We start from the raw sequence: 14593 nt of genomic DNA, 5'->3' as shown, positions 1-14593 counted from the left end.
CACGGCCGGCAAAATCGGCCAACCATGCGAAGGGTGACCGATCGTCGGCCGAGATGCGCGGATGCCGCGGCTCCGGCAAGTTGGACGACGTCGGGACGTACGTCTGCTGCACGGCCATGCCGGGCACCCTGCACCTACGACGCTCGGCACGGAACACCGGCCTCTTGTCGTTCAGCGCCCGGCCACCGCACGTCCGTCCTCTCCTCCGGCCCGGCTGCGATTCTCCGACCGTCTCCCCCGTTCACCTCACTTCACGTCAGCTCACTTCCACGACGTCACGAGGAGTCCGTATGCGTATCCGCCCCGTCGCAGCCCTCGCCGGCGCGCTCATGGGCCTGTCCGCGCTCGTCCTCCCCATCGCCGCGGCCCGGGCCGCGGCCGGCGGGCACCCCCCTGTGGTGGTCGGCCACCGCGGCGCGGCGGCGTACGCGCCCGAGAACACCCTCGCCTCGATCGACGCGGCGCACCGGCGCGGGATCACCTGGGTCGAGAACGACGTCCAGCGCACCAAGGACGGGGAGCTGGTCGTCCTGCACGACACCTCGCTGGCGCGCACCACCAACGTCAAGAAGCTCTTTCCGGGCCGCTCCCCGTGGAACGTCGGCGACTTCACGCTCCGGGAGGTCAAGAAGCTGGACGCGGGCAGTTGGTACGGGGCGAGGTTCAAGGGGGTGCGGGTGCCCACCCTGGAGGAGTACCTGGACGAGGTCGAGCACAACGGGCAGCGGCTGCTGATGGAGCTGAAGAACCCGGAGCTCTACCCAGGGATCGAGCGGCAGGCCCTGCGGGAGCTGCGGGACGAGGGCTGGCTGAACGGCTCGCACCTCAAGCGCCGACTGATCGTCCAGAGCTTCAACGCCGACGCGATCAGGAAGGTGCACCGGATGAACCCGGCCATCAAGACGGGCTTCCTGGGCAGCCCCTCGGTGGCCGACCTGCCCAAGTACGCGGCCTACTGCGACCAGATCAACCCGCCGCACACGGCCGTCACCCCGCACTACGTGACCGCCGTGCACCACCTCAAGGGCCCGCACCACCGGCGGTTGGAGCTCTACACCTGGACCGTCGACGACGCCAAGTCGGCGGTGCGCGCCGCGGGCCAGGGCGTCGACGGGGTGATCAGCAACAAGCCCGACGTGGCGCGCAAGGCGCTGCACAACGACGGCTACTGACCGCTGCGGCGCGGCGGGGAGGAGGCCCGGCGGCCGTCGCCGGGCCTCCTCCCCGCCGCGTTGTCGGTGGGCGGCCCTAGGCTGGGGAGCGTGACGGACGCAGAGCACGTTCCCGGGCCGGCGACGACGCCGGCCGCAGCACCCGACACCGCCCAGGAGAAGGCGTACCCGGCCCACCGCGACTGGGGCTGGACGCGCATCGACAGCCCGATCGGCCCGCTGCTGCTGGCGGCGACCCGGGAGGGTCTGGTGCAGGTCTCCTTCCACGCCGACGAGCGGGTCACGCGCCGCGCGCTCGGCCGGCTGGAGACCGTCTTCGGCGGGCCCCCGCTCCCGGAGATACCGCATCTGGCGACGGCCGCCGCCGAGCTCCGCCGCTATTTCTCCGGCGAGCTGCGGAGTTTCGCGGTCCCCCTGGACTGGTCGCTGTCCGGCGGCTTCAACGCCCGGGTGCTGCACGCCCTGGACGACGGCGTCCCGTACGGCAGCGTGGTCGGCTATCAGGACCTCGCCGACCGGGTCGGGGAGCCGGGCGCGGCCCGGGCGGTGGGCGCGGCGATGGGCTCCAATCCGCTCCCCCTGGTCGTCCCCTGCCACCGGGTGGTGGCCAGCGACGGCGGCATCGGGGGCTTCGGCGGCGGCCTGGAGACGAAGCGGCTGCTGCTGGCCCTGGAGGGCGTGCTGCCCGCGCCCCTGTTCTGAACGGCGCCGTCCGCTCCCCGCCCGTTCCTCCTCCGCGCCGCCGGGGTCCGCCCCGGCGGCGCGGCACCGTCCACGAAGGGCCCCGCATGTCCCGTCAGATCGCCCTGCTCCGCGGCATCAACGTCGGGGGCCACAACGCCTTCCCCAAGGCCCGCCAGTTGGAGCTGGCCCGCTCCCTGGGGTTCCAGGAGGTCTCCGTCCTGTTGCAGACGGGCAATCTCGTCTTCGCGGATCCGGGGACTCCACCGGAGCGGACCGCCCGGCGGATCGAGGAGGGCATCCTGGCCGAACTGGGCCTGACGGTGCCGGTGGTGGTGCGGACCCGGGACGAGCTGGCCGCCGCGGTCGCCCGGAACCCGTTCCCGTCGGCGGTGCCGGAGCCCAGGACCCTGCACGTGACGTTCCTGTCCGAAGTGCCCGCCGACACGGCCCGGTTGGACGCGCTCGATCAGGCCGCGTTCGCGCCGGACCGGTTCCAACTGCGGGGTCGCGAGCTGTACTTGTGGTGCCCGCAGGGCATCGGGCGCTCCAGGCTGGCCGATGCGGTGGGGCGCGCCCGCCTCGGGGTGACCGCCACCGCCCGCAACTGGAACACCGTCACCAAGCTGCTGGCGCTGGCCGACGCCTGACGACCCGACGGGCGCCCGGGGACGACCCTGACGCCCGGGGCGGTTCGGGGCGTCAGCGCCAACCGTGGAGCTCCCGCAGCCGGTTGGCGACGAGGTTGAAGCGGCCCTGGTCGAGCGCGCACGCCTCCCGGCGCATCCCGTCCGGGTGGAGCCGCAGCACCCGGTCCACGGCGACCCAGGAGTCGCGCCCCTCGCGGTCCCAGGGGCCCGCGCCGATCGCCACCCAGTCCCGGCTCTCGTCGTGGCGCTTGCTCGACAGTTGCACGGCCAGCACCGTCCCGGCCTTCTCCCGCGCCACGACCAGCACCGGCCGGTCCTTGCCGCGCCCGTCGTGCTCCTCGAAGGGCACCCAGGTCCAGACGATCTCGCCGGGGTCCGGTTCGCCGTCCGGGTCGGGCGCGTAGGCCATCGTCACGGCGCCGACGGCGCGCGGCGTGACCTCCGCGGTCGCGGTGGGGCCCTGGCTGCCGGGCAGGGGCTGGTGCGGGTCTGCTGCGGGGAACGAAGTGGTCATCCCCGCACGCTACCGGCCGCGGTGAACTCGCTGGTCAGCGGCCCGTGTTCGGCCGCCCGCGGTCGATTGTCAGTGGTCGGCCGTACGGTTTTTCACAGCGGGGGGACGGTCGACGGGACCGCCCGGAAGGGATCACCATGTCCGAGACCACGACATATCTGGAGCTGTCCCAAGAGGGCGGCGGGGCCCACAAGTTCTACGAGGTCCGCGTGGCGGACACCGTCGTCGCGGTGCGCTACGGGCGGATCGGATCGGCGGGGCAGCGGCAGACCTCGACGTTCCCGACGCGGGAGAAGGCGCAGGCCGCGGCGGCCAGGAAGATCGGCGAGAAGGTCCGCAAGGGCTACGCCCCGGCCGTCCGCGGGCAGCGCACGGCCCGGCCCGTGACGCGGCGCCAGACGGCCTCGGCGCCGTCGACGGCACGGGCGGTGGCACCGGTGCTGTGGCGCTTCCGCACGGACGCCGCGGCGTTCGGGATCCACATCGCCGCGGACCGCTGCTGGGTGGGCAACCAGAACGGCGAGGTCTTCACCCTCGGCCACGACGGCGAGGTGCTGGCCCGCTACCAGCTCCCGGACGGCGTCAAGTGCCTGGTAGCGGACGACTTCTGGATCTACGCGGGCTGCGACGACGGCACCGTCTACGACCTCTCCTCCAAGCTCCCGTTCGCCGCCTACGCCATCTCCCCGGACACCGACATCTTCTGGCTGGACATCCACGAGGGCGTCCTCAACGTCGCCGACCGCAACGGCACGTTGACCGTGATCGACCACGAGGACGAGTACCAGTGGTCGCGCCGCAGCAGCGGCGCGCACGCCTGGATGGTGCGGCGCGACGACCGGGCCGTCTACCACGGTCACCACCGCGGCGTCACCGCCTACGCCACCGACGGCGGCGGCGAGTTGTGGCACACCGCGACCCGGGGCGGGGTGCTGTTCGGCTGGCAGGAGGACGACGCGGTCTACGCCGGGACCGACCGACGGGTGGTCCAGCGACTGGCGAAGGACAGCGGGGAGCTGGAGGCCACCTACGCGTGCGACACGGTCGTCTACTCCTGTGCCACGGCGCCGGGCGGCCGCTATGTCTTCGCCGGCGACTCGGCGTCCTCGGTGTACTGCTTCGCGGCCGACGGCACCCGGCTGTGGAAGCTGGGCACCGGCGGCGGATCGGCGCTGTCGATGCAGTACCTCGACGAGAAGCTCTATCTGGTCACCACCGACGGCTCCCTGGTGTGCGTGGACGCCGGCGACGCCGCGATCGCCGCCGCCCGCGCGGGCACGGTCCCGGTCGCGCGGGACGTGAAGTCGGCCGCCGCGCTGCCCACTTACGCCCCGGCCACCACGGTCCGCACGGTGGCGGGCGACGCGGCCTCGGGGGTCCTGGTGGAGTGCGTGCAGGAAGCCGGCCGACTGCGGGTCCATGTGGTCTCCGCCGGCTACGAACCATCGTGGAACGTCCAGTTCCCGCGCCACATACGACAGGCCGGGGCCCGGTACGTCGTCGAGGAGCTGGCCCCCGCCTCGGACGGTTTCTACCGCGTCCGGGGCGAGATCCGGCGGGTGGTCTGAGGGCGGCGCGGGCCCTGCACGCGCGGCGCCGGGCGACCGGCGGCTCAGGCGACCGGCCCGCTCCAGGCCGGTCGGCGGGGATCGTCGGCCCGTACGACCACGTCCGCCGCCTCCTCGGGCCGGGTCTCGGCCTCGTAGCGGGCGAACGCCGGCAGCGTCCAGCGCTGGTCCTTTGGGGTGCGGCGGGCGAGGGCGGCCGGCGACAGCTTCAGGTGCACGGAGAGGTCGAAGGGAAACCCATGTCCGAGCAGCAGCGGGCCGTGCAGCAACAGCACGCCGCCGGGCGGCAGTTCCACGTAGGGGCTGCGGGTCGCCCGGTCCGCCACCGGGTCCCACAGGTCCGGGAGCACCCGGCCGGTACCGTCCGGCTCCAGCGGCTGGAACAGCTCGCGCCACAGGGCCCGCCGGTCGAACCACTCGTCGTGGAAGGCGTCCGGGTCCTCGCGGCCGTACTCCAGCCGCAGCGAGGCGGGGCGCAGAAAGCCGTGGGCGTCGGCCGTGTGCACCGCCCGCCCCCGGAGCCGCAGCGCCTCGGCGAGCCGCCCGGCGAGGTCGCCGGGGGCGGCTGCGGGCGCTCCGTCCACCGCCACCCGCAACCAGGGGCTCCCGTCGTGCGCCGCCAGCGCGTCGACGCGCGCGGCGAGCGCGTCGGTGAGCCGTTCCCAGGTGATCGCTTCGAGCCGCACCCGGCCATTGTGCCCCGCCGACCGGCTCCGGGCGCCGGGGGTCAGCGGGGGGACGTTCCGCCGGGCTGGACGTTGAGGTTGCCCCCGTCGGAGACGAGCCCGACCTGGATCACCGATCCGTGCGAGCCGCCGCTGATGGTGTTGTGGATGTCCCGCACGGTGCTCCGGCGCTCCTGGGGCGCCACCTCGTCGAGCAGCGCCCGCAGTTCGGCGGCCGCCTCCGGGTCCTCGGCCAGCAGTCGCCGCAGCCGGGCCTTCCAGACCGCCTTCACCCCCTGCGCGACCTCCTCGTCGCCGTCCTCCCGGGCCGCGAGGACGTCGGTGCGCGCCTGCTCCAGCTCGCGCTCGACCTCCTCCTCACCGTCGCCACGACGCCGGGCGAGCAGGGCCGCCGTCCGCCGGCGGACGGCGGCCCAGCCCTCGGTCGCCATCTGCTGCACCAGCGTCGTCGCCCCCGCGGTGGCCAGCGCGATCAGTTCCTGTTCCATCGGACCCCCTTGTACGTCGGGCACGCGTGCGTCGCGCGCGTGGTGCCACGGTAGAGAGCCGGGCCGCCTGCTGAACAGCCGTACGGCCGGGCGCCGCGGCGGGAGTTCAGACGTCCAGCGCCGGGCGGGCCGCTCCGTGGCGGCTGAGTACGGCCGCCGCCTCCTTCGTCGCCTCGATGATCTCCTCGGGCACCTGCGGCATCACGGTCTTCTGCTTGAGCAGCAGCACCGCGCCCATGATGGCGCCGTCCCACATGATCGGCGCGGCGCAGGAGTTCCAGCCGGCCATGCACTCCTCGAAGCCGAGCGCGTAACCGAGGTCGCGGACCTCCGCCAGGGAGGTCGACAGCGCGTCGTTGTCCCGGTAGACGCCGGGGCCGGCCTGCTCGGGGACGGGCTCGGCCAGGACGCGCTGCTGGAGGACGTCGGGCAGGTAGGCCAGGATGGTGCGCCCGGAGGCGCCGGTGCGCAGCGAGCGGGTCACGGACAGCACGTCGCGCGGTGTCATGCCGAGTTCGGCCAGATCGGAGTCGCCGACGGCCATGTCGACACACTGCCGCTGCGCACCGGAGAACGGCGCCACCATGTAGAGGAACACCAGCCCGTTGCCGGTGGCGTCGCGCAGGCCGGCGAGGACGGTCTGGGCGCCGTCGAGGCGGTGGTCCAGGGCGGTGAAGGCGAGTTGGGCGGCCGAGGTCCGCAGCCGGTAGAGGCCGCGGTCCACCCGCTCGAAGATCCGCTGGTAGACGCCGGATTGCAGGATGCGGTAGACGACGGAGTCGTCCAGGCCGGTGAACTCCGCGATCTCACCGGGCCCGTGGGCGGACCCGCCGAGTTCGGCGAAGGCCGTCTGGACGAGGAAGACCCGCTCGGCATGGCCGGATCCGGACGTCCGGCCGCCGGTGGCGGTCGCGCCCCTGGTTGCCGGGCCGTTCTGCTGTGCGGCCTTGGGAGCCGTGGACTGCGACGCTGCGGTGCGATGGCCCATCGTGTGCTCTCTCCTCTGGCGGTGATCCGCGCCCGAAGGCGCACGGCGTGTGCGGTGCGGGGTGCCCCGCCCTCGGCGCCCCCTGCGTCAACGGGTGACGTCGAGGGCGAGTTTCCCGGTCGGGGTGCGGGCGGCGAGGTCGTGGTGCGCCTGCGCCGCCTCCCCGAGCGCGTAGGTGGCGCCGGTCAGCGTCCTGAGGGAACCGTCGGCGACGGCGTCGAACAGCGCCCGCATGGATGTCGGCAGCGCCGTCCGGTCCGCGTAGAGCTGGGGCAGCCAGAAACCGGAGACGGTGATCGAGCGCTCCATCAGCTCCCGGGTGGACACGCTCGCCAACTCCCCGCCGGCGAAGCCGTAGACGGCGAGCCGGCCGCGCGGCGCGACGGCGGCCAGGGTCCGGGCGAAGGTGGCGCCGCCGGTCATCTCCAGCGCGGTCTCGACGGGGCCGCCGGCCGCCTCCAGGATGCGCTCCGTGAGGTCCTCGGCGGTGGAGTCGACGACCGCGTGCGCGCCCAGGTCCAGGGCGAGTTGGCGCTTGGCCGGGGAGCCGGCGAGGGCGACGACCTTCGCGCCAGCCCGCGCGGCAAGCTGCACGGCCAGCGTGCCGACCCCACCCGCCGCGGCCGGCACGACCACGCTCTCGCCCTCGGTCAGGCGCAGCGCGGTGAACAGCAGGTGCCAGGCGCTGTTGCCCTGGAGGGCCAGCGCGACCGCCTGCTCGTCGCTGACAGCGTCCGGCACGTCCCAGGTGACGCGGCGGTGCAGCAGCGCCCGTTCCGCGTATCCGCCGCCCCGGGTGAGGCCGACGACCCGGCGTCCGCCGTCGACGGTGCCCACGACCTCGTTCCCGGGCGTGTAGGGCAGCTCGACGGGGGCGAGGTAGGTGTCCCCGCGGACGTGCACATCGGCGTAGTTGACGCCGGCCAGGGCCACTTCGACGCATGCGTGCCCGGCACGGGGCTCCGGTTCGGGGACGTCCTCCAGCCGGAGCACGTCCGGGCCGCCGAACTCTCGCATCACGATCGCGCGCACGTCTCTCCCTCGGGTCCTCCGGTGCGGTGCCCGCACAGGGTAGGCACGGCGCCCGCCGGCCTGCCGCCCCCCGATCATTTCGCGCCAACCCTCCGGCCATTCAGGAGGCAGCCGCCACTTTCGGCCCTCGGATTCCCGGTGGTTTTCTCGTCTCGCGAGAAAACTCCCGGCCGTTTTCCACCTATTGCTCCGTTTTGTAGCGGGTCTACCCAGTGGTACACGCCGGATGGCTCCTACATATCCCTCACTCGTCTTCGGCTACCGGAAGTGATCGCCGCCGCCTACGATCCGGACGTGTGTCCGCCGTTGCCCAGAAGTGACGGCCGCGTTTCCAGGGGCTGGGCACGGCGTGCGAGGCTGCGGTGTCGGCCCGTCCCACCCGGTGCGCCGGGCGGGGCGTGGCGGAGGACGCGGCTCGGGCTGCGGCAGGGCGGACACGGCCTGAGGGGGATTCATGATGGGGAAATCGGGGGGCGGCAGGCCGGCGTTCGCGCCGGCCTGCCGCGACATCCAGCGCGCTCTGCCGCTGCCTCCTGCTCCCCTGCGCATGTTGCGAACCGCGTCCGCCTCCCTGCCGTCGCTGACGGCGCGGGTCACCGCCGCCACCGACGCCGTCATCGCCGCCGCGCGCCGCCGGTCCCGGCCGTACGCCGCTCCGCCCTTTCTGGACGCGGCCCGGCCCAGCCGGGGACCCGCGCGCCACCGCCGAGAAAGGGACCGCCCATGAACGCGTCGAGCAGTACGAGCAGCGCAGGGCTCCAGTTCACGCACCCGTATCTCGCCGTGGTGCTCGGCGGCGGTTTCACGGGCATGCTCGCCGCCGCGGCGCTGTCCGCGTACGCCGATGTGATCGTGGTGGAGCGGGAGCGGCTGCCGCGAACCCCCGTGCTGCCCACGGACCTTCCGCAGCCCCGCCACACCCATCTACTGGCAGCCGACGGCGCCCGGGTCGTGGAGGGCCTGCTGCCCGGCGCGATCGACAGATGGCTGGCCGAGGGCGCCCACCGGCTCCCCGCCCCGACGGAACCGGCCGGTCCGCTGCTGCCCGGTCGGCCGGCCCGCCGGACCCGTACGCGGGAGGTGTTCGCCTGCTCCCGCGATCTGCTCGACCGGGGCGTCCGCGATCAGGTGCCGGTGCTCACCGGGGTGTCGATCCTCGACAGCACGGAGGCGGAGCGGCTGACCGGCACCGCCGAACACGTCACCGGGGTGTGGGTCAAGGACATCATCGGTGGTGAAACGTACCGCCTGGACGCCGACTTGGTGGTCGACGCCACCGGTCGCTCCTCCACCACCCCGGACCGGCTGGCGGCGCTCGGCCTGCCCGCCGCCCCCGAGGACGTCCGGGACTCCGGCATCGTCTGCGCCACCCGGATCTTCCGCGCCCCGCCCGGGCAGGAGAACTGTCCGGTGCTCACGGCCCGTTCGGGCGGTGACGGCAGCACCGACGCGCCGGACTCCCCCCACCCGGCCACCAGGACGGCGACCCTGGTCCCGATCGAGGACGGGCGCTGGCTGGTCACCCTCACGGGCAGCGGCACCGATCGGCCGTCCCAACGGGCCGACGCCTTCGTGCCGTTCGCCCGCCGGATCCACGCGGCCATCGGGGACCTCATCGCCGACGCCGAGCCGCTGAGCGAGGTGCGGGTGACCCGCGACACCACGAGCCGTCGCCACCACTACGAGCAACTGTCCCGCTGGCCCACCGGGTTCGTGGCGCTCGGCGGCGCGGTGGCCTCGATCAATCCGGACTACGGCCAGGGGTTGTCCCTCGCCGCCCACGGCGCCACCGCGCTCCGCAACGCGCTGCGGCGGTACGGCCTGGACGAACCCGCGCTGGCCCACAGGGTGCAGCGCGCCGTCGGCGACCTGGTCGAGGCGCCCTGGGCGCTGGCCACCGGCGCGGAGCTCCCGCGGTCGCCGCACCCGAACGCGGCGTCGCTCGCCGCCCGCCTCGTGCGCGGCGCCGTGCCCGGGGCGCACCTCCCGGCCGCCGCCCTGCCACCGGTCTGTCGCGCCTATGTCGATGTGATCACGCCCGCGGTGCACGCGGCCCGTCCACCGCAGGCGTTCGCCCCGCGCCCGGCGTCCACCGCGCCGGCGCCCACGGTACGGCCGCCGGGCGTCGACACCCCGGAGCCGCCCTCCCCCCTGTCGTCCCTGTTCAGCGCCTCGGCCACCGCCGCACTCACCGCGGCACCGCCCCCGGTGGTACCGGGGAGCCCCGGTAGCGCCGCCGGTTCGGGCGCCGGTACCGAGCAGCCCCCGCGCCGACTCCCCCGCCCCCTCGGTTTCGGGCCCGGCGCGTTGCGGTTACGGCGGTTCAACAGCGGCCGAAGGAAACCCGACGGCTCCTGAGGCGCGCCCCTGAACTACGGTGGGCGGCAGGGACACGTCCGATCGCCGGTGGAACGACCGCCGGCAGTCGAACCACCAGGGGGTTGCGGAGAACGGTGAGGCGCGCTACGACCACTATGGCGACGAACCGCGAACCGCGAACCGCGAACCGCGAACCGCGAACCGCGAACCGCGAACCGCGAACCGCGAACGAGGCCGGGCCTGCCGGTGGTTGTGTGCCCGCGGCGGCCGACACCACCCATGGGCTGCTGCCGCCGCTCCGGGTCCCCGTGGGCGAGGACCCCGAGCGCTGGCAGACGTTCCCCGGCGAGAAGCTGGTCGTCGCCGTCGCCCGCACCGTCACCTCCACCGTCCGGGTCCTGGACGTCCTCGGCCCGGTGTTGCGCGACGACCCGCGGGTCCACCTGGTCTTCGCCTTCGACCCCACCTCGGCCTTCAACGACGGGGTGCCCGCACTGCTCCGCTCGGTCGGCGTCCGGGTGCTGCCCTGGCACCAGTTCGCCGAGACCGACCCGCATCTGATCGTCACGGCGACCGAGAACGCCGACCTCGCCTCCGCCGGCCACACCTGCCCGGTGCTGGTGCTGCCGCACGGCGTCGGCTTCCACAAGGTCGTTCCCGACTCCCGCAGCGACCGCGACCGGCTGGCCGGCGTCGTCCCGGACGCGCTGCTGCGCAGCGGCCGCGCCCGGCTCGCGATATCCCACCCGGACCAGGCGGCCCAACTCGCCGCCGCACACCCGGCCACCGCGGGCCGCACGCTGCTCGTCGGCGATCCCTGCTACGACGCGCTCCTGGACGGACGGGACCTCCGCGCCGACTACCGCCGGACCCTCGGTGTCCGCGACGGGCAGCGGCTGATCGTGCTCAGCTCGACCTGGCGCGACCACTCGCTCCTGGGCCGCCACCCCGCCCTACCGGCCCGCCTGCTTGCCGAACTCCCCCTGGACGACCACGCCATCGCCCTGGTCACCCACCCCAACATCACCTCCGCCCACGGCAGTTACGCCCTCCGCTCACACCTCGGCTCCGCACACGACGCCGGGCTGCTGACCATCCCGCCGACCGCCGGCTGGCAGGCCACCCTGCTCGCCGCCGACCTGCTGATCGGCGACCACGGATCGGTCACCTTCTACGGCGCGGCACTCGGCACGCCCCTGCTGCTCGGCGCGTTCAGCGACGACGAGGCCGTCCCCGGGACCCCCATGGCCGAGTTGGGCCGGATCGCCCCGCGCCTACGCCCCGACGCTCCACTGCGGCCTCAGCTCGAACGGGCGCTGGGGCAAGGGAAGTCGGCGGGCGACGACATCGCGGAGCGGCTGCGCAAGATCGGCGAGAGCGCCTTCGCCGCACCGGGGCGTGCCCTGGAACTCCTGCGCACCGCCGTGTACGACCTGCTGCGCCTCCCCGAACCGGACGGCTCACCGCCACCGCGCCGCGCCCCGGCGCCACCCGCCTTGCGGGACCACCCGGAGCCCACCACCGCCTGCCACGTCCACACCTCGGTCACCGAGGAGCCCGGCGGCCCCCGCATATCCGTCGAACGCTTCCCCGCCGCGGTCACCTCGTCCTCACCCTCCGCACTCTCCTTGTCCTCCGCGCCCTCCTCGTCCTGCTCGCTCTCTTCGTCCGTGGCGGGGGACGACTCCCCTGACGGCCCGTTCCGGCATCTGTCCTGTGCCGACGACGAGGGGGACCGGCGGTGGCCGGAGAGCGCGTCCGTGCTGGTCCGTCGCACCCCGGCCAAGACCACGGTGAGCGCCGACCGGTGGATCGACGACACCCTCGCCCGCTACCCCGGCTGTCTGCTCGCCGTCGCCACAGTCACCGGCCGCGGCTGCCAAGCGGGGCTGCGCGACGGCCGGACGGTGGAAGTGAACGCCACCGGCCTGCTGGACGACGCCGCCGTCCTGGCCGCCGTCGTCTACGCCTGCCTGCGCGCCCGGCGCCCCCTGGAGGGCTTCGCCACGCTCGCCCTGGGCAGTCGCACCGAGGACATCGAGCTCCGCCCCACCCGACGAGCCGGCCGGCCGCGCTGAGCTCCCCTGGTCCGGATCCGGATCGGGGGCGTCCGGCTCGCGGCCCGCAGGGGCGAAGCGGGGAGGCCCGCCCCCGAATCCCCGGGAGGGCAAGGTCGGACCAACTGATGCCCCACAACGGTCCGCGCCCCGACCGGAGTTGACCGGACCGTCTCCGCCATCGGCGCGCTAGAGGCCCCCCGTGCCCTCGCCGTCGGCCTCCTTCCCGCCGTCGGACCGCTCCGTGGCGCTGCCGGCGTCGGTTGCCGCACCGGGCGCGGCGTCCGTCAACCTGCTGCGCAGTTCCACGGCGCGCGGGCCGCCACCGGCCTCGTATATCTCCAGGGCCCGCGTGAGGAATCGTCGCCACTGCTCGCGGTCGCCGCGCTCCTCGGCCAGTTCGGCGAGCGACTCGCACACCTCGGCCTCGTAGTGGACGGCCCCGCGCTCGCGGAGCACGGCCGCGGCCTCCTCCAGCGCCGCCACGGCCTCCGCCGCCCGCCCAAGGTCGCGATGCACACCGCCGAGGGCGGCCAGCGCACGGGCGCCCATCCGCCGGTCGTCGAGGGCCAGAAACGCGTCGTAGGCATCCCGGAGGGCGGCCTGCGCCTCGCCCGTACGACCGACGGCGTGCAGGGCGCCGCCCAGGAAGAAGCGGCCGATGGCGATGCCGCGTTCGTCGCCCGCGGCGCGGTAGTGGACCATCGCCTCCTCGTAGACGGTCACGGCGCGGACGGGATCGCAGCGGTCCCAGTAGCGGCCGTAGAACTCGCGGACGGAGGCGCGCAACAGGGTGTGGCCGGACTCGTCGGCCCGGGCGACGGCGGTCTCCAACTCTCCGTGGGCGCACCGCAGTTCGTCGCGGTCCATCAGGGGGCGGGACAGCAGCGCGCGCAGCCGGGCCTCGGCGGCCGGGTTGCCATCGGCCTCGGCGTGGCGGGCGCCCAGGTCGCCGCTGCGCACCCAGTCGTTGAGGTATCTGCGATTGAGGAACAGGGCGGTCAGCGCCTCGGCGAGCTCCCAGGCGCGGCGGTGCCAGCCGTGGTCGGCTGCGACCTGCTGGGCGGACAGCAACTCACCGCGCCAGGCGTCCAGCCAGTGCAGCGCCTCCTGCCGGCCGGGGAAGGCGGTGGCGCGGTCCGCCTCGGTCAGCCGGTCGGTGTACGCGCCGATGCGCATCCGACGGCCCATGACGGCGAGATCGGCCTGGGCGGCACGGGTGAGCAGATGGTCCACGACCCGGGCCACGGCCGCGGTGCGCTCGGGCTCGTCATCCTCCAGAACGGCCTGTTCGCGGGCGTGCAGCCGCACCAGGTCGTGGAACTCGTAGCGCCCGTCGGCGGCCACGGTGACCAGGCTCGCGGTCTCCAGGACGTCGAGCTGCTCGGCGGCGCGCTCGGGCGTCGTCCCGGCCACCGCGGCGGCCGAGGCGGCGTCCCAGCGGCGGCCGGGGTGCAGGCCCAGCAGTCGGTACAGTCGGGCGGCCGGCCCGGGCAGTCCTGCGTAGGCCACTGCGAAAACGGCGGACACCGTGCGCTCCCCTCCCCGGCGCAGAGCATCCAACCGGCGCCGGTCGTCGGCCAATTCATCGGCCAGCGCGGCGACCGACAAACCTGGATGCATCACCAACCGCGCCGCGGCGACCTGAAGGGCCACCGGCAGCCCACCACAACTCGCCACGATCCGCTCGGCCGCGCCCTCGTCGTCCGCGGCGATGCGCTCCGCCCCGCACAGCCGGCGCAGCAGTTGCATGCCGTGCTCCGGCGACAGCGGTTCCAGCGGCATCAGGCGGGCGCCCTCGGCCAGCAACTCCCCCAGCTTCGACTGGCTGGTGGCGAGGACGACGCTGCCGGGGGCGCTCGGGAGCAACGCCCGCACCTGCGCCGGTTCGGTCACGTCGTCGAGCACCATCAGTACGCGCGCGTCCGCGGTCAGGGTGCGCAGCATGTTGGTCAACTCGCCCAGGGAGTCGGGGAGATAGCGGTCCTCGACGCCGAGCGCCCGCAGGCAGCGGCTCACCCCGGCCGACACGTCGCCGCCCGCCTGCGCCCGCAGCTCGGCGAAGTCGACATAGAACTCCCCACCGGGGAACCGGCCCCGCTCCTCCTGTGCCCATCTCCGTACGGTCGCGCTCTTGCCGACGCCCGGTAGGCCGCTGAGGACCGCCATGCCACCGCCGTCGCCGACCCAGCCGTCGATCTCCGCCAGCACCGGCTCGCGGTCCACGAACTGCCGGGAGCCGGCAGGCACCTGTCGCGGCACCGGCCGCTCCGGTCGGTGCATCTCGATCCGCACGCCGCCCTCGATCACCCCGGCCTGGATCACCGGCCCGTGCGCCGTCCCGCTGAACTCGTTCCGGACGCGCTCGGCGTCCGCCGCGTTGTCCCCCACGTCGCACTCCCCCTCGCTCGACTCCGTACGCGGAAAACGCTACTTGA

At 74.3% G+C, this 14593-nt stretch carries 12 protein-coding genes; 6 read left to right on the top strand and 6 right to left on the bottom strand.

Features of this window, described 5'->3' with window-relative positions; all coding sequences use genetic code 11:
- Positions 1 to 290: 290 nt before the first annotated feature.
- From ACIQU6_RS04275 to ACIQU6_RS04265, 3 genes are all read left to right on the top strand, one after another.
- Positions 291 to 1172, top strand: coding sequence for a glycerophosphodiester phosphodiesterase (locus ACIQU6_RS04275; protein WP_403480092.1), 882 nt, complete (start codon positions 291 to 293; stop codon positions 1170 to 1172).
- A gap of 90 nt (positions 1173 to 1262) precedes the next feature.
- A complete protein-coding gene (locus ACIQU6_RS04270; protein ID WP_403480091.1) occupies positions 1263 to 1874 on the top strand; it encodes a methylated-DNA--[protein]-cysteine S-methyltransferase in 612 nt (203 codons plus the stop codon).
- A gap of 86 nt (positions 1875 to 1960) precedes the next feature.
- The gene (locus ACIQU6_RS04265) at positions 1961 to 2503 is read left to right on the top strand and encodes a DUF1697 domain-containing protein (protein WP_403480090.1); all 543 of its coding nucleotides are present in this window, start codon (positions 1961 to 1963) and stop codon (positions 2501 to 2503) included.
- Between the two features lie 52 nt (positions 2504 to 2555).
- On the opposite strand, the gene ACIQU6_RS04260 is transcribed toward ACIQU6_RS04265, so the two are convergent.
- The gene (locus ACIQU6_RS04260; protein WP_403480089.1) at positions 2556 to 3017 is read right to left on the bottom strand and encodes a type II toxin-antitoxin system PemK/MazF family toxin; all 462 of its coding nucleotides are present in this window, start codon (positions 3015 to 3017) and stop codon (positions 2556 to 2558) included.
- Positions 3018 to 3154: 137 nt separating this feature from the next.
- On the opposite strand from ACIQU6_RS04260, the gene ACIQU6_RS04255 reads away from it, so the two are divergent.
- Positions 3155 to 4585, top strand: coding sequence for a WGR domain-containing protein (locus ACIQU6_RS04255; RefSeq protein ID WP_403480088.1), 1431 nt, complete (start codon positions 3155 to 3157; stop codon positions 4583 to 4585).
- Between the two features lie 44 nt (positions 4586 to 4629).
- On the opposite strand, the gene ACIQU6_RS04250 is transcribed toward ACIQU6_RS04255, so the two are convergent.
- From ACIQU6_RS04250 to ACIQU6_RS04235, 4 genes are all read right to left on the bottom strand, one after another.
- On the bottom strand, positions 4630 to 5271 hold the full coding sequence (locus ACIQU6_RS04250) for a uridine kinase (protein WP_403480087.1): 642 nt from the start codon (positions 5269 to 5271) through the stop codon (positions 4630 to 4632).
- 41 nt (positions 5272 to 5312) lie between these two features.
- Positions 5313 to 5759, bottom strand: a complete 447-nt coding sequence (locus ACIQU6_RS04245) for a hypothetical protein (RefSeq protein ID WP_403480086.1) — start codon at positions 5757 to 5759, stop codon at positions 5313 to 5315.
- Between the two features lie 106 nt (positions 5760 to 5865).
- The gene (locus ACIQU6_RS04240) at positions 5866 to 6747 is read right to left on the bottom strand and encodes an IclR family transcriptional regulator C-terminal domain-containing protein (protein ID WP_403480085.1); all 882 of its coding nucleotides are present in this window, start codon (positions 6745 to 6747) and stop codon (positions 5866 to 5868) included.
- Between the two features lie 87 nt (positions 6748 to 6834).
- The gene (locus ACIQU6_RS04235) at positions 6835 to 7779 is read right to left on the bottom strand and encodes a zinc-binding alcohol dehydrogenase family protein (protein WP_403480084.1); all 945 of its coding nucleotides are present in this window, start codon (positions 7777 to 7779) and stop codon (positions 6835 to 6837) included.
- Between the two features lie 723 nt (positions 7780 to 8502).
- On the opposite strand from ACIQU6_RS04235, the gene ACIQU6_RS04230 reads away from it, so the two are divergent.
- Positions 8503 to 10137 (top strand): FAD-dependent monooxygenase, encoded by a 1635-nt coding sequence (locus ACIQU6_RS04230; RefSeq protein WP_403480083.1) that lies wholly within the window; start codon positions 8503 to 8505, stop codon positions 10135 to 10137.
- A 215-nt stretch (positions 10138 to 10352) separates the two neighbouring features.
- Entirely contained in the window at positions 10353 to 12176 is a 1824-nt protein-coding gene (locus tag ACIQU6_RS04225) for a CDP-glycerol glycerophosphotransferase family protein (protein WP_403480082.1), read from the top strand.
- A gap of 168 nt (positions 12177 to 12344) precedes the next feature.
- Here the strand turns inward: ACIQU6_RS04225 and ACIQU6_RS04220 are convergent, their stop codons facing one another.
- Positions 12345 to 14546, bottom strand: coding sequence for an NB-ARC domain-containing protein (locus ACIQU6_RS04220; protein WP_403480081.1), 2202 nt, complete (start codon positions 14544 to 14546; stop codon positions 12345 to 12347).
- Positions 14547 to 14593 lie beyond the last annotated feature (47 nt).

It is taken from the genome of Streptomyces sp. NPDC090442, from assembly GCF_044769405.1.
Lineage (GTDB): Bacteria > Actinomycetota > Actinomycetes > Streptomycetales > Streptomycetaceae > Streptomyces.
Note: the sequence above shows the minus strand (reverse complement) of the source record. Positions and strands in the feature narration are given on the sequence as shown.